Origin of the sequence: Rhodoblastus acidophilus (assembly GCF_009720655.1) — a bacterium.
GTDB lineage: Bacteria > Pseudomonadota > Alphaproteobacteria > Rhizobiales > Beijerinckiaceae > Rhodoblastus > Rhodoblastus acidophilus_A.
On the sequence record NZ_WNKS01000020.1, the window covers coordinates 42,236 to 61,796 of the forward strand.

Below are 19,561 nucleotides of genomic sequence, written 5' to 3' on the forward strand. Positions count from 1 at the left end.
TTTTATTTCTACGCGTTTTCTTCACGCGAACCGGCATCCACTTCGCTCGAAAACGCACTAGTGCGCGGTTTTCATCCACACGTTCAGGAACGAATCGTCCTTGTGCTTCTCGCAATATTTGACGGCGACTTCCGTGTTGCGCTTGGCGTAAATGGATTGGAAGATGTTGAGGTTCTTGGAGGCGCTGTAATAGCCGCCCACCCAGGAGCCGATCAGGATCTGTCTCTCAGGGTCAGCGTCCAGGAACTGCCGGCAGGTGATCTGGTCCATCTGGAGCACGACCTGCGCCGAGGCGGGCCTTCCGGCGAAAGCCGCGAGAAGCGCGACGGCGACAAAAAGGTTGCGGTTCATTCGATATCTCCGAATCCGTTGAATGAATCAGTTGGCGCCGCCGGTTGCGGCTTGCAGGCCGCCCATGACCGAATCCTTCAGGTTCGCTGCGCACCATTTCTTCACACTGGCGACATTGCGGGCGTAGGCTTCGAGATCGACCGTCGTGTAGCCCTTCTTCTGGTTGAACCAACCGCTCATCCACGCGGAGAAGACCTTTTCACCCTCCGGCGACATCGCCAGATAATCGGCGCAGGTGAGCCTGCCCATGTCGATATCGACCTGCGCGTGGCTCAACGTCGGCGCAATCATCGTCGCCAACGCCAGTGACATTGCGAGTTTCTTCATAAAAAAGCTCCCTTGGTTCAAAGTTTCTGAGCGGACACAATCGCTCATTACATGAGGATGGAAATCGTCGAACGAACCCACCGCTCAATAGGTCATCTGCATTAGATCCTGGACAAAACCATTCAGGCGCGCCGGCTTTTCCGCATCGCTCATTCCGGTCATATGGCTCACGACCGGGCAGAACGCGGTAACAATATAATTCACCAGCTCGGCATTTTCGACACCTGGATAACGCGCGCGCAAATCCGCCTCGACCAGCGGAACCGTCCTGCTCGCATCGCCGCGCGCCAGCAATGCGCCAACGATGGCCATCTGGGTTGGCGTTTCCTTGAGAACGCCGTTGCGGGAGAGCTTCTGCGGCAGGGGGCATTCCAAAGCGTTGGCCTGGGGGGCAATTCCTATGCATGCCGCAATCACGCATGGCGCCGCTGATAATGCGAGCCGGCGGAAGCGACCGTTGAATTGAGAGATGATCATATTCCTCTCCTTTTGCCCATCGTCTTTTTCACGTCAACCACAGTTCGCAGATGCGCATCAAAAGGTGAACGGATAAAGCCAGTTCAACCATGAACGCGCTCGGAGCGATATTTTCCGCAAGGCTTCGTCCATTTCGAGGGCCGTTTCACGCCGCCTGCGTTTTTTGTGGGCTCCGTGAGCTCGCCATTGCCCCGCGCCCGGCATGCGCGCCAGTCCGGCGTCCCGCTCACGGACTTGGCGCGGCGGTCCGAACAAGCGATGCGTCGGCGAGCCGTCGCGATAAAGCTCGCAGCTTGACCTTGGGCGGGCATGGAAACATGAAAAAGCTCTAAATTCTTGTTTTGATGAATTTTTTCACGCGAACCGGCATCGACTTCGCTTGAAAATACCCCAGTCGACAAAACGAATAGATCAACGGGCGGACGCAGTGTAAATCATGCAGGCGTCGGGCGAAGCTTCCGCAGGTCAAGAACCTAACCCGCGCAACCAAGACACCATTAATCATTCGCTTGAATTCAAAACAATAGCGATACAGTTCTTAGGAAATTTTAGCGCGGCCAATCTATTCTTTGTCAGTTTCCTCCTGACGGGAATGCAACTCCACCCGCTTCATCATCCCCCGATGAAGCGGTTTTTTTTCGTGCCCGGCCAGCAGCGCGACAAGAAACAAAAAAGCCCGATCGACCAAAGAAAGACGAACGGGCTCAAGATAGAATTATTTGTTGGCTGTGCCGCCAACGTTTGTGAAGAATACATGACGCGCAAATCCTGTCTTTGCGTTGCGTCAATGTGGCGGATCAGCGCGCTTCAGTCTCATGCGCGCGCCGACTGCCTCAGTTCGTCCGTTTTGCTTGCGATCGAGTCATCGCGGGCGATGCCTGAAAACGTCACCACGAGGAAGCGGCGCGCCGGCATCGGTTCCAGCTTCACCCGTGGATCGGCCGGCGCGGGCAAGGTCTGCATTGTCCAGGACTTCGGCATGATGAAGCACACAATCCCCGAGTCGTTCCAAACTCGGGTCGTTGTGTTCTAAAATCCCGTGTCTGCGGCGCAGACACGGGATGACGCTGCGTTTGCGCCCCAATTTCGGGCATGCGCGCCCAGCGGTGGAATCGCCGGGCGCTACCACGCTCAGGCTCGCGAGCCGAAGGCCTCCAGCGCGGCGTGAAGCTCGGCATGTGCAAGCGCATGTTGCGCGAGCGGGATTCCCTGCGAGATGGCGTCCCATGCCTGCCGTATGCTTGCCGCGCCGCCACGTGGTCCCATCGGATGTCCGAAAACGCCGCGTCCCGGCACAAAGCCGAAGTCCACGCCGCCAACCTTCCGGTAGACGCCTTCCAGGGTGCCCGCCCAATCGCTGCCGCCGGGCACGGGCAGGCAGGGTTTTATGTGCCCCATGGGCTCCAGGCACGCGCGGACGCAGTCCAGAACCTCGTGCTCGGGCATCATCATGCGGCTGCCGAAGCCCGGCATGATCACCGTGTCGAACCCTGCCAGCCGCTGCAGCCGGGTCAGCACCCGGGAATGAATCCCGTAGCCCGAAAGCCGGCTGAATGCGGCAATGAAGGGGAAATGCGCGATCAGTGGAACCGTGGCGTGCTTGCGCAGCATCCGAACGCCGCTCAATCCAACGGGCATCGCGTTGATGAGGAGCGCATTCGCGCCTTTCGCGACCGCGAGATCGTGGAGGTCGGCAAGCCGGTCCACCTCATCGGTGATATTGGCCAGATAGATCTTCGGAACGCCCGTTTCACGCTCCGCCCGGAGGCGCGCTTCGCCCAACGCCGCGGCGCGCTCACTGAGCGGGCTGTAGTCGATGTCGGCCAGCATCTCATCGTCCTTGGCGATGTCGAGGCCGCCAAGCCAGCTTTGATACCCAAGCTCCGCGAAAGGTTTTGGGGGAAGCCCGATGTTCGGCTTGATGACGCCGAAAAAGATGGGTCGACCGAAAGCTTGCAGCCGCTCGCGCAAACCGGCGACGCCGAACCTCGGCCCCTCGAAATGAGCGAGGTAGGAGTCGGGAAAGCGGATGTCCTGCAGCCGGATCAGGGGAATGCCGGGCGAGAAGAAAACGCCCTCGCCGCAGACGGCGGACAGCAGATTGGGGATGCGCGGCCCGAAATTGCCATGCGGGTGGGCGATGGTGACGCGCACCGCGTGCACTGGCCCCTGGACCGCGCATTCTACGGGGATGCTGAACCCGGAAGGGCGCGGCTCGGACTCCAATTCGAGCACCTTGGCCGCGAATCGTGGGCGAAAATCTTCGTCCACGCCGACGCGACGCCATTGCGCCGTGGATTGCTCGCTGCACAGATGTGCGGCGGCTTCGCGCGGGTCGCCGGCGCATTCGAAGGTGAAATCAAGCTCGATATAGTCTTCGGGATTGAGATCGCCCCGCTTGGCGTAAAAACCCGCAATATCGTCCGGCGTCATGGATCAAGCTTCTCCCATGATTTGAAGTTCAAGCCCGCGACGTTCCCTCGGGCCGTCAAGTTCAACAAAAAAGATGGCCTGCCAGCTGCCGAGCACCAACTCGCCGTCCGCAACCGCAATGCTCTCGGATGAATTCATGAGAAGCCCGAGGACGTGGGAGTGGGCGTTGTCGCGTCCGTCGACGGCGACGAGATTGTGCAGCCAGTCCCCATCGCGGGGCACACATCGCTTCAGCCAGGTCACCATGTCCTTTTGCAGCTGCGGCTCGCGTTCGTTCACGTTGACCCGCGCCGTCGTATGGAGGGAGGTCACGGTGAGCAGCCCCTCGCGAATACCGGTCGTCTTCAGCCAATCGCGGACCTGTCCGGTCATATCGAGGATCTGGATCGGCTCGACGGTCTCGAGCTCGATCCGCGTTCTTAGGATTTTCATGGGGTCACCTGGGGGCGGGAAGCGCGCGGGATGCTTTTATATCGCAAGCTTTTGATAGGCAAACGCCAAAGGCTTCGCGCAGGTTTGAACGCTCTCTGCTGAAAGTCATTGCAAGCATAGATTTGAGTCCGCCGAAAGCGGCGGCGCGGCGGTCCTGTGGGGTCGTGTCGGTTCGATTGCACTTCAGGATAGTGTAGGCGAAGCTGCGCAACCTGGCGAAAACGCCAGGGTTCTTTCGGATTTCGTCGCATTGCGCCGGTTCTTGTCGACGCGCTTCTTGTCGAGTTCGGCCAGCAATATCCGCACGGCCGCGATTTCATTGGATTTCTCATCGATCTCGAAATGCGCGAGCGCCAGCGCCGTATCGACCGCGAACGCGATGACGCAGGTCTCGGCTCCACCGGGCGCGCCGTTAAGGTTGGCGCTGTGTTCGCGAAAGGCCTTTTCCACATTCGTGGCGTCGAGGCCCGGCAAAATGCAGCGGATGGCCGTATGCGCCGGAGCCCTCTTCCACTTGATCTTGAAGGCTTTGTTCAGCGCCTGTCGAGGCGCCTTGAAGGACGTCTGGACGCCCCGAGACGAATGGGCTCCGCTGACGATGACGAAAATGGAAAACAGCGACACGTGCGGCAACTGGTAAAGGTTGCCCTCCGCGCGACGCGGGTCGGAGATTGTGGCGAGTATCGCGAGCAACGGTCGCAGAGACTTGATGGCGACCTCCGATTGATTCGGTCGCCACATGGAGATTCGGACTTTTTCGCTCGGCGGAATCGCCCGGCGGCTGCGACGACGTTGGATGTCGCGGCGAGGCCGAGGATGGCCAGAGCCGTGGAGGCTAAGACGTTCATGTGTCCGACGTCCTGACAGCGAGGAGGCAAGGCGCAATCGGCTCGCTCTCTTCGTCGAATTGTTACGGCGCGTTGTCGCCGTCCGGCGCTGGCTGCAACGCCGCTTTGACGACGCGGGCCTTCAGCCGGGGCGTGGCGAAATCGAGAAAGGCGCGCAATTTGAGCGGCAGCAGCCTTTCGCCTGAGTGAACGAGGTTGACCGGCAGGGGCGCGGGCTCACAGTCCTCCAACACCACCGTTAACGCGCCGGTGCGGATCGCCGCTTCCGCCTGATAACTCAACACACGGGTGACGCCGACGCCGGCGATGGCCGCGTCAATGGCGGCTTCCGCCGTATTGACCACCAGCCGGGGGCGCGGCGTGATCGTGGTCGACTTGAACTTCCACAGGCCCGCCACGCTCAGGGTCTGAAAGGCGACGCAGGCGTGTCGCTCAAGTTCGGCCAGATCGCGCGGAACGCCCTGTTCGGCGAGATAGGCGGGGCTGGCGCAGACGATATGGCGGATGCTCCCCAGCCTGGTCGCAAACAACCCGCTGTCGGGCAGCGCGCCGATGCGCAGCGCCAGATCGATATGCTCCTCAAACAGATCGACCATACTGTCAGCAAAGATCACCTTGATGTCGATTTCGGGATAGGCGCGCAGAAATTCCACCACCACCGGCAGCAGATGCAGGCGACCGAACACAATGGGCGCGCTGATGATCAGATCGCCCTTGGGCGTGCGGAATTCGCCGGAGGCGACGCGCTCGGCCTCCTCGACATCGTCCAGGATGCGGCGACAGGCGGCGATATAGGCGAGTCCGGCGTCGGTCGGCGTGAACTGGCGGCTGGAGCGGTTGAACAGCCGCGTTCCCAGATGCGCCTCAAGCTCGGAAACCTTGCGGCTGACGGTGGCGAGGGGAACGTTGAGCTTGCGCCCCGCCGCCGAAAGACTGCCGGTTTCGACAACGGTCAGCAGGATCGACATGGCTTCGAGACGATCCATCGTCTTTCCGATTTTTGAGAGGATACCTCCCGATACTGGCACCTATTTCGCTGAATTGGAAGGGGTTAGCTTCTGGTCATCGGCCTCCCCGGACCGACCCAACCCGATCAGGAGCTTCGCCCATGTCCCGCCTTCACACGCCAGCCGCCATTGCCGACGCCCCCGCCGCGTCTCGGCCCTTGCTGGAAGCCGTCAACAAGCAGCTCGGCTTCGCGCCAAACCTGTTCCGGCTCGTTTCCAACAGCCCGGCGGCGCTCGAGGGTTATCTCGGCCTCTCCGGCGCCCTCGCCAAGGGGACGCTGCCCGCCCAGACCCGCGAGCGCATCGCCCTTGCCGTAGCCGAAGCCAATAGCTGCGCCTATTGCCTCTCGGCCCATAGCTATCTGGCAAAGAACCTCGCGAGGCTCGATGAGTCAGAGATCGCCGCCAATCGCCTTGGCCATTCCAACGATCCCAAAGCCGACGCCGCCGTCGCCTTCGCGGTCAAGGTGGTTCGCGAGCGCGGCCATGTGCATGAGGACGCCCTGCGCGCCGTAAAACTCGCCGGCTATGACGACGCCCAGGTGATCGAAATCGTCCTGCATGTCGGGCTGAACACCTGGACCAATTACATCAATACCGTCGCCGCGACGGAGATCGACTTTCCGGTCGTCACCGTCGGCAAGGCCGCCTGAACCCATAAGGGCCGGCAGTCCGCCGCGCCCAAACCGCACACCAAGGAGCAGATCATGAAAATCACTCACTTCGCCTCAGTCGCCCTGACCGTCGCCGCGCTTGCCTCCTCCGGCGTCAATGCCGACACCGTCCATCGTCCCCACCACGCCGGCGCTGGAATGGCGCGCCACATGTCCGCGCGGACGATGGCCCCGACCAGCTTCCAAGGCCTGTATCAGGGCGGCGGCGCGTCCAACGATTGCGAGGGATCGAGGGTCTTCGGATTTTGCAACGTTCGCTGAACTACCAGGGGCCGCGCCTCTCGCCAACTCGGCGAGAGGCGTCCCGCGCGAAGCCGCCGAGGACGATGATCTCTCCCTGTCATCGTCCTCGGCGATACCGCATTCTCTCGAAAGGCATTCTCATGACCCGCCCGCCGCTGCCGCCCTTCGATCTCGCCACCGCCACGCAAAAAGTCCGGCTCGCCGAGGACGCCCGGAACGCGCGCGATCCCGCGCGTGTCGCGCCGGCCTATGCGCTCGACAGCCGCTGGCGAAATCGCGTGGAGTTTCTGCAAGGACGCGACGCGATCGAGGCGTTCCTGACCCGCAAATGGGAAAAAGAACAGGATTATCGCCTGATCAAGGAAATCTGGGGTTTCGAGGCAACCGCATCGCCGTGCGCTTCGCCTATGAATGGCGTGATGGCGAGGGAGCCTGGTTCCGCGCCTATGGCAATGAAAATTGGGAATTTGACGAGAACGGGCTGATGCGCCGTCGCATCGCCAGCATCAACGATGCGCCGCTGGCCGAACAGGACCGGCTGTTCCATTGGCCACTGGGACGCCGACCCGACGATCATCCCTCGCTCAGCGAGCTCGACCTCTGAAGGTGCGACTATGGATACACCGCCCTCTTCCTGCGACATCGCCTTCACACCCTCGGTCAAGGCTGTGCAGGAGCGCAAGGGTTCGCGCCGGGCCTATGCTCATGTCGAGGCGGAGGGCGGCTGGCCGACCCGGATCACACCGGACCTGGCGGAGTTTATCGCCGCCCAGACCAGCGTGTTTCTCGCGACCGCCAACAGCGTCGGCCAGCCCTACATTCAGCATCGCGGGGGACCGCCGGGATTTTTGCGCGTGCTCGATGAGACGACGCTGGGCTTTGTCGATTTCGTCGGCAACCGGCAATTCATCACACTGGGCAATCTCGTCGAGAACGATCAGGCCCATCTGTTCCTGATCGACTACACCACCCGCCGCCGCATCAAAATCTGGGGCCGCGCCCGCGTGATCGAAAACGACGACGCCTTGATGGCGGCGCTCATGCCGCGCGACTATCGGGCGCGACCGTCACAGGCGATCCTCTTTACGGTCTCCGCCTGGGACGCCAATTGTCCTCAGCACATTCCGCAAAAAATCGACGCCGCCGATGTGGCTGCGGCGTTGGCGGAGCGCGACGCCCGCATCGCCGCGCTGGAAGCGGAACTTTCGGTCTTGCGCGGCGCGGCGTCGTGAATTGCGCGCACGGACTGTAACAAGGCTCAGTATGCCGACGTAGAAAATGCGATGGCTCAGCCAGCCCGCCTCAATGCAGGAGTCTCCCAAATGATTGCTCGCCGCTTGATCCTGAACGGCGCCTTCGCGCTCGCCGCCCTCGTCACGATGCCTCCGGCGCGCGCCGCCAATGTCGTCGCCTTCGACCAAGCCGCTTTTGAAACCGCCAAATCCGCCAACAAATCCGTTCTGGTCGAGGTCACCGCGCCATGGTGCCCGACCTGCAAGGCGCAGAAACAGGTGCTGGGAGAACTGTTCGCCAAGCCGGAATTTGCTAATCTCACCGTGTTCGAAGTCGATTTCGACAGTCGCAAGGACGTTTTGCGCACGCTGGACGTTCGTCAGCAAAGCACGCTGATCGCTTACAAGGGCAAGCAGGAGAAAGCGCGCTCCACCGGCGAAACCGGGCCGGCGGCTCTCGCCGCCTTGCTCGCCAAGACCCGCTGAGGCCGCGCGCGTGATTGCGACCATCGCCCTCGCCGCGCTGGCGGGAGCGCTGTCGATCCTCTCGCCCTGCGTGTTGCCGCTTATCCCCGTCGTGATTGGCGGCGCGGCGGCGCGACACCGACTCGGCCCGGCGGCGCTGGCGGCGGGTCTTGCGCTGTCCTTCGCCGGCATCGGCCTGTTGGTCGCCACCATTGGCTTTCAATTCGGCTTCGAGGGCGGTCTTTTCCGCGCCTTCGGCGCCGGTCTCATGGTCGTCCTCGGCCTCGTGCTGGCGCTGCCGGCGCTTCAGGCCCGCGCCGCGCTGGCGCTGGCGCCCGCGAGCAACTGGGTCGAGAACCGTTTCGGGCAATCGGCGTTTGTCGGCGCCTCCGGCCCGTTCGGAGTCGGACTGCTGCTCGGCGCGGTGTGGTCGCCATGCGTCGGCCCGACGCTCGGCGCGGCCTCGCTGCTCGCAGCGCGCGGGACCAATCTCGGCGAGGCCGCGCTGACCATGGCGGCGTTCGGCCTCGGCGCCGCCCTGCCGCTGCTCGCCCTCGGCATGCTCGCCCGCGCCAGCCTGTCGCATTGGCGGGACCGGCTGCTGACCACCGGCAAACGCGTCAAGCAGGGGATGGGCCTCGCCTTCGTTCTGATCGGCATCCTCATCTTGTCCGGACTCGACAAGGCGGTGGAGACGCGGCTCGTCGAGAGTTCGCCGCTGTGGCTGACAGCTTTGACATCAAGATTTTGATGTATGCCGCCGTCATGTTTTTCGTCGCAACGTCGAGAAAGCATTAGCCGTTGTCATGATTTACCTGTCTATTGACGGCGCGCGCCCCGCTTGGCGTCTTGATTGAAATTTGATTGGACCCTTGCCATGATCGTTTTATGCGGTTTCGGCGTCAGCAATTACTACAACAAGCTCAAGCTCTTACTGTTGGAAAAGGGCGTCCCTTTCAAGGAAAAGCTGGTCTATCCCTGGCAGCGCGAAGGCTTTCAGAACGCATCGCCGCTGGGCCGAATACCCTTCATCGAGACCGCGCAGGGCGGCCTGTCGGAGACGCAGGCCATTCTCGAATATCTTGAAGATGAATTTCGCGAAAAACCGCTCTACCCCGCCTCGCCCTTCGCCCGGGCGAAATGTCGGGAACTGTTGCAGCATCTCGAACTCAATGTCGAATGGGTGGTGCGACGCCTCTATCGCGAAGCGTTCTTTGGCGGCGTCGTTTCCGATGAAACCAAGAGCGAGGTGCGCGCCAAACTGGCGGCGGGCCTGCAGGCCTTGTCGCGGCTCGCCCGGTTCTCGCCCTTCATTTGCGGCGCCGACTTCACCGCCGCCGATTGCGCCGCATTTTTTCACCTTGATTTCGTCCGGCAGGCGAGCCTGAAAATTTACGGCGAGGACTTTTTGGCGGCGCATCTGCCTGGCGCCGCCGCCCATCTGACCCTTCTCGCCGAGCGTCCGCATGTCCGGGCGACGATGGCCGACCGCGCGGCGGCCTTGACCGCGTTCCTGGCTTTGAAAAGCGGGTACGCGGGATGATCGGGGCATCAAATTCCCGCATACCATTCATAGCCTCGGTCGGGCCAGAAGCCGCCCTTGCCGAGGCCAAGATGATCGAGCCGGTCGGTCAGTTCGATGCGCATCACGTATTTGGCCTGCTTGTAGCCGAGTTGCCGCTCGACCCGCAGCCGCAGCGGCGCGCCATGGCCGACCGAGAGCGCCTCGTCGTTGAGACGGTGGGCGAGAATGGTTTGGGGATGAAAGGCGTCGATGAGGTCGATGCTTTCGTAATATTGGCCGGTTCCATCGGCCGCGCGCTCATAAAAATCGGCGCAATGAAACACCGCGAAACGCGCTGTCGGCTGAAGCCCGGCGCGTCGCAAAAGGTCGGCCAGCGTCGGTCCCTGCCATTTGCCAATGGCGCTCCAGCCCTCGACGCAATCGTGACGGGTGATCTGGGTTCTCTGCGGCATGGCGCGCAGATCGGCCAGTGACAGATCGAGCGGTTTTGTCACCAGCCCGTCGATGCGCAGCCGCCAGTTGGCGAAACCGGACTCCTGCAAAGCGGCATATTCGGGGGTATCCGGCGCCTGCGTGCCATTGACCTTGAAGACCGGCGACAGATCGGCCTCGGAGAACTCGCGGGCGAGCGCGCTTCCGCCGCCTAGAAAACGCTGGATGCGATAGGTCAGGCTTTCGGCCGAGCCGAGCATATCAATGAACTTTGGCGCTTCCGAGAGTCGGTCACAGCCGCTGAGCAAACCGGCGCCGAGGCCGGCCACGCCCAGGCCGAGAAACTTGCGGCGGCCCAGCGGGCTATTTTTGGGGAGCAGAATGCGGCTCATGATCGTTTCCCTCTGAAATCGCAAGTTTGCCGGTGATCATGGCGCGCACGCCGTTGATCGGCCCCGCCAGCACGACCATCACGAGATGGACGACCACAAACAGCAGCAGCGCGCTGGCGGCGATGAAATGCACCGTGCGCGCGGACTGCCGGCCGCCGAACAGATCGACCAGCCAGGGCGCAATGGCGTCCATCCCCGGCGACATCGTGAGTCCCGTCAGGATCATGGTCGGCAGCAGGCCCACGATCACGCTGAGATAGGCCAGTTTTTGCAGCGGATTGTAATGCAGCGCCGCCTCGCCCTTGGGGAATTTCAGGCGCAGGTGATCGACGATGTCCTCCAAAATAGCGCGCGGGCGCAATTGGGCGCGCGTCGGCGCGAGGTCGCGCCTCAGATGTTTGTTGATGAGGCCGAACAGGTAATAGGCGGAGAGGTTAGCGACGAACAGCCAGGCGAAAAAGAAGTGCCAGCGCCGTCCGAGCGCGAGGCTGCGCCAGCCGGGAATGGTCGCCCATCGCGGAAAGGCGCGTTCGGTCAGGTCGCCATCGGCGCCGGGCACGAGGCCGAGCGCGCCGGTGGTGTCGAGGGTCGCAGAGCCGAGACGGACATAGCCGCGTTGCACTCCAACCGTGACGGTCTCCGCGCCGATTTCAAAAGCCGGGCGGTCGGCGTCGGCGCCGGATGCGCCCCAGTAGAGCGCGGGATGCGCGAGAAAAATCTGCAAGCCGCTCATCAGCAGCACCGTCACGCAAAGCGCGTTGAGCCAATGGGTGATGCGGGTCGCCAGAGCGTGGCGATGAACCTTTCGTCGGCCGGCAGGCGCCGGTAAATCAACTCCGGCCATCGGAAGGATCGTCATCGCATGGCTCCTCTTCTGGCTGCCGCCCGCCCGGCGTAAGGCCGGACAGGCTTGATCTGGATGACTTGATCTGGATTACTTGCCGCCCTTCATGGCGTCGGGCTTCATCGCATCGCCATGCATCGCGTCCGGCTTCATCGTGTCACCCTTCATCGCGCCGCCCTTCTTCGGCTCGGTCTTCATGGCGTCGCCGTGCATGGCGTCGGCCTTCATGCCGTCGGCGCCCATCTTGTCCTCGGCGGAGGCGGCGCCGGCGAAAGCGAACAGGGCAAGGAAAGCGAAAGCGGCGGCGCTGGTGGTCTTGACGTTCATGACTGTTGCTCCTGAAGTGAGGCGTAGGCGATTCCTGGCGGCCCGTCATGGGCCGCCAGCTTTCGAAACGTTTGAAAGAAGTTTTTCTTTCATCGATACTACGAAGCGCGGTGTGGTCTTGTTACGCGGCGCAACGAAATATTTCAGTTTGACGACAGGTTCGGCGAAGGCCGATGACGAAAGCTACCCGCTCCAATCATTCGCAGTCAGTCCTCGATATCGGGAGTTCCCCTCTCGATTTCCGGAAGGCGATTGCGCGCCTCGGCAATTCACGCGTTCATGGCTCGATGATCCAGTAGGTCTGGGCGCCCTTGGCGCGCGCCTCCAGACCGCGCGCCGCCGCCGCCGAGGCCTCGTTCAGGATCTGCTTGAAATCCTTCATGGCCTTGGCTTCGTCGAACAGATAGGAATGGCCGCTGAGGCGGGCGTCCACGGATTCCACGCCCTGCATCACCAGTGTGTTGGCGCCGCCGCTGCCGGCGCGCGGGGCTTTGTGATAGCTCTCGGAAATCAGGATGGCGTGATCGTACTCCGACGCGTAGAGCGTGCGGAAAGTCGCGATATCCCGAGCGCGCTGCGTTTGTTCGACAAAAATGTCCTGCGCGACATCGGGCGCGGCAAAGACGGCGGCGCCGATGCGCAGATTGGCGCGGTACTGGCCATACTCGCGCAGCGTTTGCAGCAGGATGCGATTGCCCATGCTGTGCGCGACGAAATCCAGTTGGATGTCCGGCGCGGCTTCGGCGAAAGCGCGCACGAAATCGGCGAAATGCGGTTGGCTCCAACCGCTGGAATCCTCGTCATAGGCGTAGCCGAACGCCGATCCCTCCGAGGGCCAGCTCCAGCCGACAATGGCGCCGGCATAGTCGAGATCGCGCCCCAGAGTCAGGATGCGGTTCGCGAAGAATTCGAACGATGTGTTGAAGCCGTGCAGGACGAACAGGATTTTCGAAACGCCGCTTACCCTGACCTTGTCGACGATCAGGCGGACGCAGGCCTGTTCGCCCTTGGTCAAGGTTTCGGGCGCCTCGGGCAGCGGCGGGTCGCCACGCGATTGGTCGGGTGCGCCGAGAAACCCGCAGGTCGGATCACCGGGCGCGAGCCGGCGTGAGCCAAACCGCATCGCATAGTCCAGCGTCTGCTCGTCATTGCGATCCGTCACGAAAAATACCGGGGAATGGGCGTGTTTGTGCGGGGGCGGCTGAATCACGGGAACGGCTTCGGGAGCCCGGTGGACCTCCGCCTCGGCCTTGCCCCACAAACGCATTTCGCCGTCAAGTCGCGAAGCATCGCCGCCTGCTGCGCGAGTCGCCAGCCGCATCTGCGCGGCGGAGTCCAGGACGGTCGGCTCAATGTTGGGATGCTTGCGGATCGCCTCCTCGCGCGCGGCAATTTCCGCCTCGGCCGCGATCGCCGCCGTCGCCAAGGCGCTCTTCCAGGCGTTCTTTTCCGCTTCGCTGCGGTCCCGCCAGTAGTTTGGCGCCGCCGCCAGAACGCCAGTCTGCGGCCAGGCTGTCGTCAGAAAAAGCTTGCCGTCGTAGCGGTCGGCGAAGGCTTGCGTGGCTCTGTCCAGCGAGGTCTCAAAGCCTCCGACCTTTCCGCCCATCGACGAACTCATGGCGTCATGGGGTGAAACACCGGCCATCGATGCGCCCAGCGACGACAACGACGTGAACCCGGGTGCGGCCGCGTTGGCGGCGAGCGTCAGAGTTTGCAGGTCCGCTTCCGTCCGAACGGGGGTCTTGGTCAGCAGATAGGTGACGCTGTGATTCCAAAGTTTTAGCGGAAAGAGCCCGGTGCGGCTGGCGTCGGCCATGGCGGCCTCACCCAGGAACGAGTTCTGCATCAGCGACACTTCCTTCGCCGATTTGAACAGGAAAGGCCGGGTCAGCAGCGACGCTTCGGGGCCTGCTTTTTCAAGTGCGTGCTGGTCTCTTTCGGCGAGCGTGAACACGCCGAGTTCAGCGGCGCCGGACATGACCGCAGCCAGGGCGCCGTTCGAGTCGTCCTTCGGCAGCGGAGCAATGATCACGCCGATTTCGGAAAGCGCCTTCGACGCGCGCAGCGATTTGAGAAAGGCGTCCTCGAGGTAGGATTTGGGGATGGCGATGCGGACATCGCCCGCGACAGCGCCAGAGGACAAGCAAAGCAGCGCGACAAGAAAGCTCTGACGAAGCATCGTTTTGGTCCTCACGTCATCGCCGGGCGTTGACGCCCGGTCCGGTCAACATGTTCGAGACAACCATCACGCCACGCCGCGGGGGCGTGACGCCGTATGAAGCGCGCGTCATCACGGCTCTCACGGCTCTCACGGCTCTCACGGCGTCGCGGGCTTGAACGCCAGCGCGACGCCGTTCATGCAATAGCGCAGGCCGGTCGGCTTCGGCCCGTCATCGAAGACATGGCCGAGATGACCGCCGCATCGCGCGCAATGGGCCGCGCTGCGAACCATGCCGAAACTGCGAGCTTTCTCTGTTCCCACGGCTTTGTCCAACGACGCCCAGAAGCTCGGCCATCCCGTCCCACTGTCGAATTTCGTGTCCGATGAGAAGAGGTCGCGCCCGCAGCCTGCGCAGGCGAACAGCCCTCGACGTTTCTCATGCAACAATGGGCTGGTGAAGGCGCGCTCCGTGCCCTCCCGGCGCAAGACGTCATATTGAGCCGCCGTCAGGCGGCGGCGCCATTCGGCGTCGTCGAGCGCGAAATCGAACCTGCCGCTTGGCGCCGCGCGCGTGCCGCGGACAAAGCCCAGCGCGGTGAGAATGGTGAATGCGCCTCGGACAAGCGCGCGTCTGGTGGTCATGACAAGTCTCCCGGCGTCGTGCAATCAACCCATGCGATACGCGCGCGGCGCCGGGTTGTTACACGCCGGCGCCCTGCGCCAAGACCGAACAGCTGATCGGCGCGCAACATTGTTCCCGCGATCACGGCTACCCGCCCCCGCCGGCCGCGACTGAGGAAGTCGAATCCGGTTTATGAGTTCATGACCCAAGAGGTCTGAACGCCTTGGAGACGATCCAGACCATCCGGCGCGAGCCGCTTCATTTGCACACGCCTCAGCGGAATTTCCCTCCAAGGTGAATTTAGCCCCGACACTGTTCACAAACGCACGTTTTGCCTGTTTTGCGCGCTGATTGGGGCCGATCACCGGCCAATCGCATCTGGCCCGCCTTTTGCTTCAACAAACTTACATATTGTGGACTCCCATGCCTGAACTGTCTCGCTGCATCTCAACGCCCGACCCCGCGCCCGTTGGCGCGGCCAATTGGTTGCGTCCGGGCGTCGCGGTTCACGTCGTCTCGATGGTCGTCGATCGATCGTCGATTTCGCGGCGGAATTGCGGGCGCGCGTTTTCGTCGCGCGCCCGCAACGCCCCCGCGGAGGCGATCGACTCCGACGCGGCGCCTGGAGACTCCGCCCGCTCTGTTCTCTATATTCAGCTTCGCGAAGACGCCGGCGCCCTACCCCAGCGCTGACATTTTCGACCGACGCACAAGCGTCCGACGCGGCATGAGCCGTTTCCATGAGAGGATCGTCATCGATCCCATCACAACAGGAGACCATCATGCGTGCGGAAACCCTTCTCAACACCTGTGTCGCCGCCATGCGCCTCGAAGGCTGCGGCTCCGAGGCCATCGCCTTCATGCTCGTGGAAAGCGCCGTGGATGCCTTGACCGCGGCGGGCCTGCGTCCAGACACGCTGGATCGCGGGGTCGAACATCTGGTCAGCGCCATGCAGGATCGCGTCGCCGATCTGCGCGCCGTGCGCAACACGCCGAACCTGATGCTGGTGGCGGCGCAGGAAAGCGCATGAAGACGATCTCTTTCATTCCCTTCGCCGCCCCTTCGCCGCGCGCGACCGCGCGCGGCTCGGATTTTTTGGGCGGCTGTCCGTCGCCCCTGCGCATGGGAATGCGCGATGATCTCGCCGACCCCTTGCTCACGATTCATCTGCGGGGCGGCGCCCGACTGAAGGGCTGCGCGCCCATGGGCGCGGGGGCGTTTCGCGCTTCGACTGGCTGCGCCAGATTCGCCTGATTGGCGACAAGGTTTTGAGCAATGTTCTGGGCGAATGTCGCGGGCCTCGCCCATTCGGCGCGCAGGAACAGCCAATTCGCTCGCGGCGAGCGGCGACTCCGGCCTACCCGACGGCACGCGCTTTGACTGGCCCGGTTGGGATTGTTTCCGGCAACGCGCCACAGCGCAGGACATCAAGCGCGTCGCCTGTTTAACCCACGCAACAACCTGATCGCCCTACCCTCAGCAAGCGCAGAAATGACCGAGGTCGGGCGCTGAGCTGAGGAATCGGTCGGCGCGGGCGGCGCGCGGCACGGGGCCTTCCTGCGCTACGCTCGGCTGCGCTTCCAGTTCGGCGACGTAAGACTCGGGCAGACCATGCGCGCGCGCGGCCTGGACGATGCGGACGAGATTGGGCGCGCTGGGCGGGTTTTTCACGCCGAGATCGGTCTTGCGATAGGCCAGCGCAAAAATCACTTCGCCATCGGTCGTCGTCACCGTGACGGGCGAATGAAAATAGGCGCCGGTTCCGTCGAGCCTCACCCCCTGCCAGGCGTCGAGACGGTCGAAGGCCTTGGCCGGAATTTTCCAGACCACGCCCCAGACCTCGGCGCCGCTTGAGCGCAAAATCGTCTCGTCGCCGCCATCCCAGCGTTCGTCGCAGCCGTTGAAGGCCAGCGCGTAATCGGCGAGGCGCGCGACCGCGATTTTTTCAGGCGTCTCGCCGCAGCGCCCGGAGATTTGCGCCTCGTCCATCGCGCCGCCATAGGCGAAGAAGATCACGTCTTCGCCGCTGGCGAGATCGACGCCGACGTCCTTGATGTCAGCCATGAGATTCACCCTTTCGCGTTTGCGAAGACGAGGGCGCGCACGCCGGCGCCGCGCGGCGAAACCTCCGCCGCGAGACCCAGCGCCGCGATTTTGGCGGCGAACCAGCGCGGCAGGTGATCACAGAAAATTTCCAGTGTGTTGAAACGGCGCGCCTCCAGGATCGGCTCCAGCACGTCCACCGAATTGGCCTCGCGATAGCGGGCGAACACGGCGTCAAGGTCGATGCGCAACCGCCCTTCGGGAAGCGATTCCGCCAGCGTGTGCACGGCGTCGACGGCTTCGGGCGTGCGGCGATTTCGGGACGGTCCGCCCTCGCCGGCGCTACATCCGCCGGGCGAGCAGAACAACGCGGCGAAGGCGCGCTCCCGCGTTTCCGCCTCGCGGGCGCTCGCCAGTTCCGCATCCCGCTCGGAAAAAGCGTCGAGATCGAGCGCGGCGAGCGGTCCGCGCGCCTTCCAGACGCGAAAGCCCGCCTCCTGCAACAGCGAGTAGACCAGGCCCCGATTGTTGCCGGAGACGAAGGCGTGGCCGGCGCCGAACCGCTCGACAATGCCGCGCAAAAATTTCTGGATCGCGGCGAGATTGGCGTTTTCGGAAATGGCGAAGGCGGCTTCATCGACGACGCGCCAGTCGCCCGACGTTTTCTCGTAAAGGCGCAGGGTTCCCGGCGTCTTGACATCGGCGATCTCGTCGCGCGCATCGACATGGACGATGATTTTCATGACGGTTCTCCTTCGCTGTTGCGAGTCCGTCATGGCCGGGCTTGTCCCGGCCATCCACGCGGAGCCGCAACGCGAACGGGTGCGGAATTGTCCCTCGCGGTCCGGCGTGGACGCCCGGCGCAAGGCCGGGCATGACGTGCTTGGGTTCACCACACGTTGAGCAGCCATTCCTTGCGCTTCTTGTGCTCCATGTCGGTGAAGAGGGCGTTCGCCATTTGCTCGACCAGCCAGGTGGCGCCGCCGTAGCCGACCACGGGATAGCGGTAGAGCCCGGCGCGGTCGTAGGTGGGGAAGCCGACGCGCACCATGGGAATGTCGTAGTCGATCGAGACGAACCGGCCCTTGGAATGGCCGAGGATCAGATCGAGTTCGAGGCCCTTGTTCTTGATGCGGTCTTCCAGATCCCAGAAATCGGCGTTGGTGACGATTTCCATGGGGTAGTCGACATACTCCTGCAACGCCTTGACGCGGGGGTCGTTGACGTAGGCCGAATTGTCGTCGCCGAGCAGCAGCAGTTGCGGCTTCATCTCCAGGTCGAGGCAGAATTCGGCGAGGCCGATCACCAGATCGGCGTTGCCGTAAATCGCCACCTTCTTGTCGGCGAGGAACATGTGGGCGAGATCGGTGATGGCGTCGAGCGCGATTCCGCGCTTGCGCACCAGCGAGTCCGGGATCGGCTTGCCCGTCGCTTCCGACAGTTTTTTCAAGAGCGCATCGGTGTTGCGGATGCCGATCGGCGTGGGGCCGATCACCGAGGGGATTTTAAACTTCTTCTCCAGAAACTGCCCGGCCTTGCCGCCTTCGTAGCGGTTGAGGACAAACGTGTGGGTGGCGGAACCGGTGGACACCAGATCCTCGATGGTGGTGTTGCCGTGCGAGACTTCGCTGCCGTCGGGCATGATCGGCGAGTCGAAACTTTCGATCTCGAACAGCACGGTGGCGTCGATGTCCATCTCCTTGAGCAGCGACTTCAGCTCGGTGACGTCGCCGGGATTGACCCAGCCGGTGATGAAATTGATCTTGCCGTTTGACGGTCCCTTCCGCGCGAACTTTTTCACGAAATCGCGCACGGCGACATCATAGCCCGAGACCATTGATCCCACGAAAGACGGCGTGTGGATCGCCAGAAGATGCACTTCGCGGTCAGGATATTTTTCCGCGAGAAGACCTTCTTCCAACTTGGTGATGACGCCGTCGACGTCGTCGCCGATCACTTCGGTCGAACAGGTGGTGATGATCGGGATCACCTTGAGGTGGGGATAGCGCGCCAGCAGCACGTCCACGCCCTCCTCGACGCGCCCGCAGGCGCCGAACACCGCGCCGTCCTCATGCAGCGAGGACGAGGCGATCTCAAAGCTCTCCTTGAGATGCTGGGAGATCAGCAAGCGGACGAACATCACGCAACCCTGTCCGCCGTGGACCAGGCCGATGCAGTCCTTGACGCCGATCGACACATATTGCGCGCCGGCGGGCTGGCAGGTGAAGATGGGATTGATCGTGCCAATCCGGTCCTTGACTTTGACTTCGCAGTTCATGGCGTGATCCTCAATAGTTCTGGACGGTCAGCTCTTCGTTCAAAGAGCCGTCGATGGTGAGCCAGTCGATGCGCGCGTGCAGGATTTTCATCAGCGCCTGGACCTCGTCCTTGCCCATGCCGGCAAGCCAGGCGCAGCGTTCGCGGAAGGCGCGGGAGAGCAGGACCGCGTCGACCCAGTAGCACTTGTCCAGCGGCGTCTCGTTCTGCACGTCTTCGCCGACGAGCAATTGCGCGGTCTTGCCCAAAATGCCCTCGTTCTGCTTGCGACGGTCCCAGCCGCGCGAGTTGAACTGCCACAGGCAGTTCTTCATGATGTAGTCCTCCATCAGGGAGACTTTTTCGCGCGTCGCCGCATCGAACCCGGCGAGCGGATCGGAGGCGTGGAGCTTTGGATAATTCGCCCGCGCGGCGGGTTTTTCCTTCTTGAAACCGGCCATTTCAAAAC

Annotated in this window: 25 protein-coding genes and 1 pseudogene; 10 read left to right on the forward strand and 16 right to left on the reverse strand. The window is 62.8% G+C overall.

Features of this window, described 5'->3' with window-relative positions; genetic code table 11:
* Positions 1-57: 57 nt before the first annotated feature.
* The 3 genes from GJ654_RS17060 to GJ654_RS17070 all read right to left on the reverse strand — a co-directional run bounded on the left by GJ654_RS17060 (position 58) and on the right by GJ654_RS17070 (position 1,155).
* Positions 58-351, reverse strand: coding sequence for an HdeA/HdeB family chaperone (locus GJ654_RS17060; protein ID WP_155447388.1), 294 nt, complete (start codon positions 349-351; stop codon positions 58-60).
* Positions 352-378: 27 nt separating this feature from the next.
* Positions 379-678 carry an HdeA/HdeB family chaperone gene (locus GJ654_RS17065; RefSeq protein ID WP_155447389.1) on the reverse strand — a complete coding sequence of 100 codons (300 nt, stop codon included), beginning with the start codon at positions 676-678 and terminating at the stop codon, positions 379-381.
* Between the two features lie 84 nt (positions 679-762).
* The gene (locus GJ654_RS17070) at positions 763-1,155 is read right to left on the reverse strand and encodes a hypothetical protein (protein WP_155447390.1); all 393 of its coding nucleotides are present in this window, start codon (positions 1,153-1,155) and stop codon (positions 763-765) included.
* A gap of 436 nt (positions 1,156-1,591) precedes the next feature.
* On the opposite strand from GJ654_RS17070, the gene GJ654_RS21710 reads away from it, so the two are divergent.
* On the forward strand, positions 1,592-2,188 hold the full coding sequence (locus GJ654_RS21710; RefSeq protein WP_425540402.1) for a hypothetical protein: 597 nt from the start codon (positions 1,592-1,594) through the stop codon (positions 2,186-2,188).
* Positions 2,189-2,286: 98 nt separating this feature from the next.
* Here GJ654_RS21710 and GJ654_RS17080 read toward each other — a convergent pair whose 3' ends face one another.
* The 4 genes from GJ654_RS17080 to GJ654_RS17095 all read right to left on the reverse strand — a co-directional run bounded on the left by GJ654_RS17080 (position 2,287) and on the right by GJ654_RS17095 (position 5,854).
* Positions 2,287-3,588, reverse strand: coding sequence for a RuBisCO large subunit C-terminal-like domain-containing protein (locus GJ654_RS17080; protein ID WP_155447392.1), 1,302 nt, complete (start codon positions 3,586-3,588; stop codon positions 2,287-2,289).
* 3 nt (positions 3,589-3,591) lie between these two features.
* On the reverse strand, positions 3,592-4,020 hold the full coding sequence (locus GJ654_RS17085) for a secondary thiamine-phosphate synthase enzyme YjbQ (RefSeq protein ID WP_155447393.1): 429 nt from the start codon (positions 4,018-4,020) through the stop codon (positions 3,592-3,594).
* Between the two features lie 183 nt (positions 4,021-4,203).
* Entirely contained in the window at positions 4,204-4,905 is a 702-nt protein-coding gene (locus GJ654_RS17090) for a transposase family protein (RefSeq protein ID WP_155447394.1), read from the reverse strand.
* Between the two features lie 25 nt (positions 4,906-4,930).
* Complete coding sequence (locus GJ654_RS17095) at positions 4,931-5,854, reverse strand: LysR family transcriptional regulator (RefSeq protein ID WP_155447395.1); 924 nt, start codon at positions 5,852-5,854, stop codon at positions 4,931-4,933.
* A 122-nt stretch (positions 5,855-5,976) separates the two neighbouring features.
* Between GJ654_RS17095 and GJ654_RS17100 the strand changes: the two genes are divergently transcribed.
* The 7 genes and pseudogenes from GJ654_RS17100 to GJ654_RS17130 all read left to right on the forward strand — a co-directional run bounded on the left by GJ654_RS17100 (position 5,977) and on the right by GJ654_RS17130 (position 10,032).
* Positions 5,977-6,528: a carboxymuconolactone decarboxylase family protein gene (locus tag GJ654_RS17100; RefSeq protein WP_155447396.1), complete on the forward strand. Its 552-nt coding sequence runs from the start codon at positions 5,977-5,979 to the stop codon at positions 6,526-6,528.
* A gap of 54 nt (positions 6,529-6,582) precedes the next feature.
* Entirely contained in the window at positions 6,583-6,810 is a 228-nt protein-coding gene (locus GJ654_RS17105) for a hypothetical protein (protein WP_155447397.1), read from the forward strand.
* Between the two features lie 122 nt (positions 6,811-6,932).
* A pseudogene (locus GJ654_RS17110) lies at positions 6,933-7,396 on the forward strand (DUF1348 family protein).
* A 10-nt stretch (positions 7,397-7,406) separates the two neighbouring features.
* Positions 7,407-8,024: a pyridoxamine 5'-phosphate oxidase family protein gene (locus tag GJ654_RS17115; RefSeq protein WP_155447398.1), complete on the forward strand. Its 618-nt coding sequence runs from the start codon at positions 7,407-7,409 to the stop codon at positions 8,022-8,024.
* A gap of 90 nt (positions 8,025-8,114) precedes the next feature.
* Positions 8,115-8,510, forward strand: coding sequence for a thioredoxin family protein (locus GJ654_RS17120; RefSeq protein WP_155447399.1), 396 nt, complete (start codon positions 8,115-8,117; stop codon positions 8,508-8,510).
* A 10-nt stretch (positions 8,511-8,520) separates the two neighbouring features.
* A complete protein-coding gene (locus tag GJ654_RS17125) occupies positions 8,521-9,240 on the forward strand; it encodes a cytochrome c biogenesis CcdA family protein (RefSeq protein ID WP_264586137.1) in 720 nt (239 codons plus the stop codon).
* A 126-nt stretch (positions 9,241-9,366) separates the two neighbouring features.
* Positions 9,367-10,032, forward strand: coding sequence for a glutathione S-transferase N-terminal domain-containing protein (locus GJ654_RS17130; protein WP_155447400.1), 666 nt, complete (start codon positions 9,367-9,369; stop codon positions 10,030-10,032).
* Between the two features lie 8 nt (positions 10,033-10,040).
* Here the strand turns inward: GJ654_RS17130 and GJ654_RS17135 are convergent, their stop codons facing one another.
* The 5 genes from GJ654_RS17135 to msrB all read right to left on the reverse strand — a co-directional run bounded on the left by GJ654_RS17135 (position 10,041) and on the right by msrB (position 14,812).
* Positions 10,041-10,838 (reverse strand): molybdopterin-dependent oxidoreductase, encoded by a 798-nt coding sequence (locus GJ654_RS17135; RefSeq protein WP_155447401.1) that lies wholly within the window; start codon positions 10,836-10,838, stop codon positions 10,041-10,043.
* Positions 10,810-11,682 (reverse strand): cytochrome b/b6 domain-containing protein, encoded by an 873-nt coding sequence (locus GJ654_RS17140; RefSeq protein WP_155447420.1) that lies wholly within the window; start codon positions 11,680-11,682, stop codon positions 10,810-10,812. The genes GJ654_RS17135 and GJ654_RS17140 overlap by 29 nt, the downstream gene beginning before the upstream one ends.
* Before the next feature lie 90 nt (positions 11,683-11,772).
* On the reverse strand, positions 11,773-12,009 hold the full coding sequence (locus GJ654_RS17145) for a pentapeptide MXKDX repeat protein (RefSeq protein WP_155447402.1): 237 nt from the start codon (positions 12,007-12,009) through the stop codon (positions 11,773-11,775).
* A gap of 277 nt (positions 12,010-12,286) precedes the next feature.
* Positions 12,287-14,188 (reverse strand): alpha/beta hydrolase, encoded by a 1,902-nt coding sequence (locus tag GJ654_RS17150; RefSeq protein WP_155447403.1) that lies wholly within the window; start codon positions 14,186-14,188, stop codon positions 12,287-12,289.
* A 138-nt stretch (positions 14,189-14,326) separates the two neighbouring features.
* Complete coding sequence (msrB, locus tag GJ654_RS17155; protein ID WP_155447404.1) at positions 14,327-14,812, reverse strand: peptide-methionine (R)-S-oxide reductase MsrB; 486 nt, start codon at positions 14,810-14,812, stop codon at positions 14,327-14,329.
* A gap of 762 nt (positions 14,813-15,574) precedes the next feature.
* On the opposite strand from msrB, the gene GJ654_RS17160 reads away from it, so the two are divergent.
* The gene (locus GJ654_RS17160; RefSeq protein WP_155447405.1) at positions 15,575-15,823 is read left to right on the forward strand and encodes a hypothetical protein; all 249 of its coding nucleotides are present in this window, start codon (positions 15,575-15,577) and stop codon (positions 15,821-15,823) included.
* Positions 15,820-16,047, forward strand: coding sequence for a hypothetical protein (locus GJ654_RS17165; protein WP_155447406.1), 228 nt, complete (start codon positions 15,820-15,822; stop codon positions 16,045-16,047). The genes GJ654_RS17160 and GJ654_RS17165 overlap by 4 nt, the downstream gene beginning before the upstream one ends.
* A gap of 222 nt (positions 16,048-16,269) precedes the next feature.
* Here the strand turns inward: GJ654_RS17165 and GJ654_RS17170 are convergent, their stop codons facing one another.
* The 4 genes from GJ654_RS17170 to anfG all read right to left on the reverse strand — a co-directional run bounded on the left by GJ654_RS17170 (position 16,270) and on the right by anfG (position 19,553).
* On the reverse strand, positions 16,270-16,857 hold the full coding sequence (locus GJ654_RS17170) for a gamma-glutamylcyclotransferase (RefSeq protein WP_155447407.1): 588 nt from the start codon (positions 16,855-16,857) through the stop codon (positions 16,270-16,272).
* Positions 16,858-16,862: 5 nt separating this feature from the next.
* The gene (gene anfO, locus GJ654_RS17175; RefSeq protein ID WP_196305602.1) at positions 16,863-17,579 is read right to left on the reverse strand and encodes a Fe-only nitrogenase accessory protein AnfO; all 717 of its coding nucleotides are present in this window, start codon (positions 17,577-17,579) and stop codon (positions 16,863-16,865) included.
* Positions 17,580-17,725: 146 nt separating this feature from the next.
* A complete protein-coding gene (anfK, locus tag GJ654_RS17180) occupies positions 17,726-19,114 on the reverse strand; it encodes a Fe-only nitrogenase subunit beta (protein WP_155447409.1) in 1,389 nt (462 codons plus the stop codon).
* Between the two features lie 10 nt (positions 19,115-19,124).
* Positions 19,125-19,553 carry a Fe-only nitrogenase subunit delta gene (anfG, locus tag GJ654_RS17185; RefSeq protein WP_155447410.1) on the reverse strand — a complete coding sequence of 143 codons (429 nt, stop codon included), beginning with the start codon at positions 19,551-19,553 and terminating at the stop codon, positions 19,125-19,127.
* Positions 19,554-19,561: the final 8 nt, after the last annotated feature.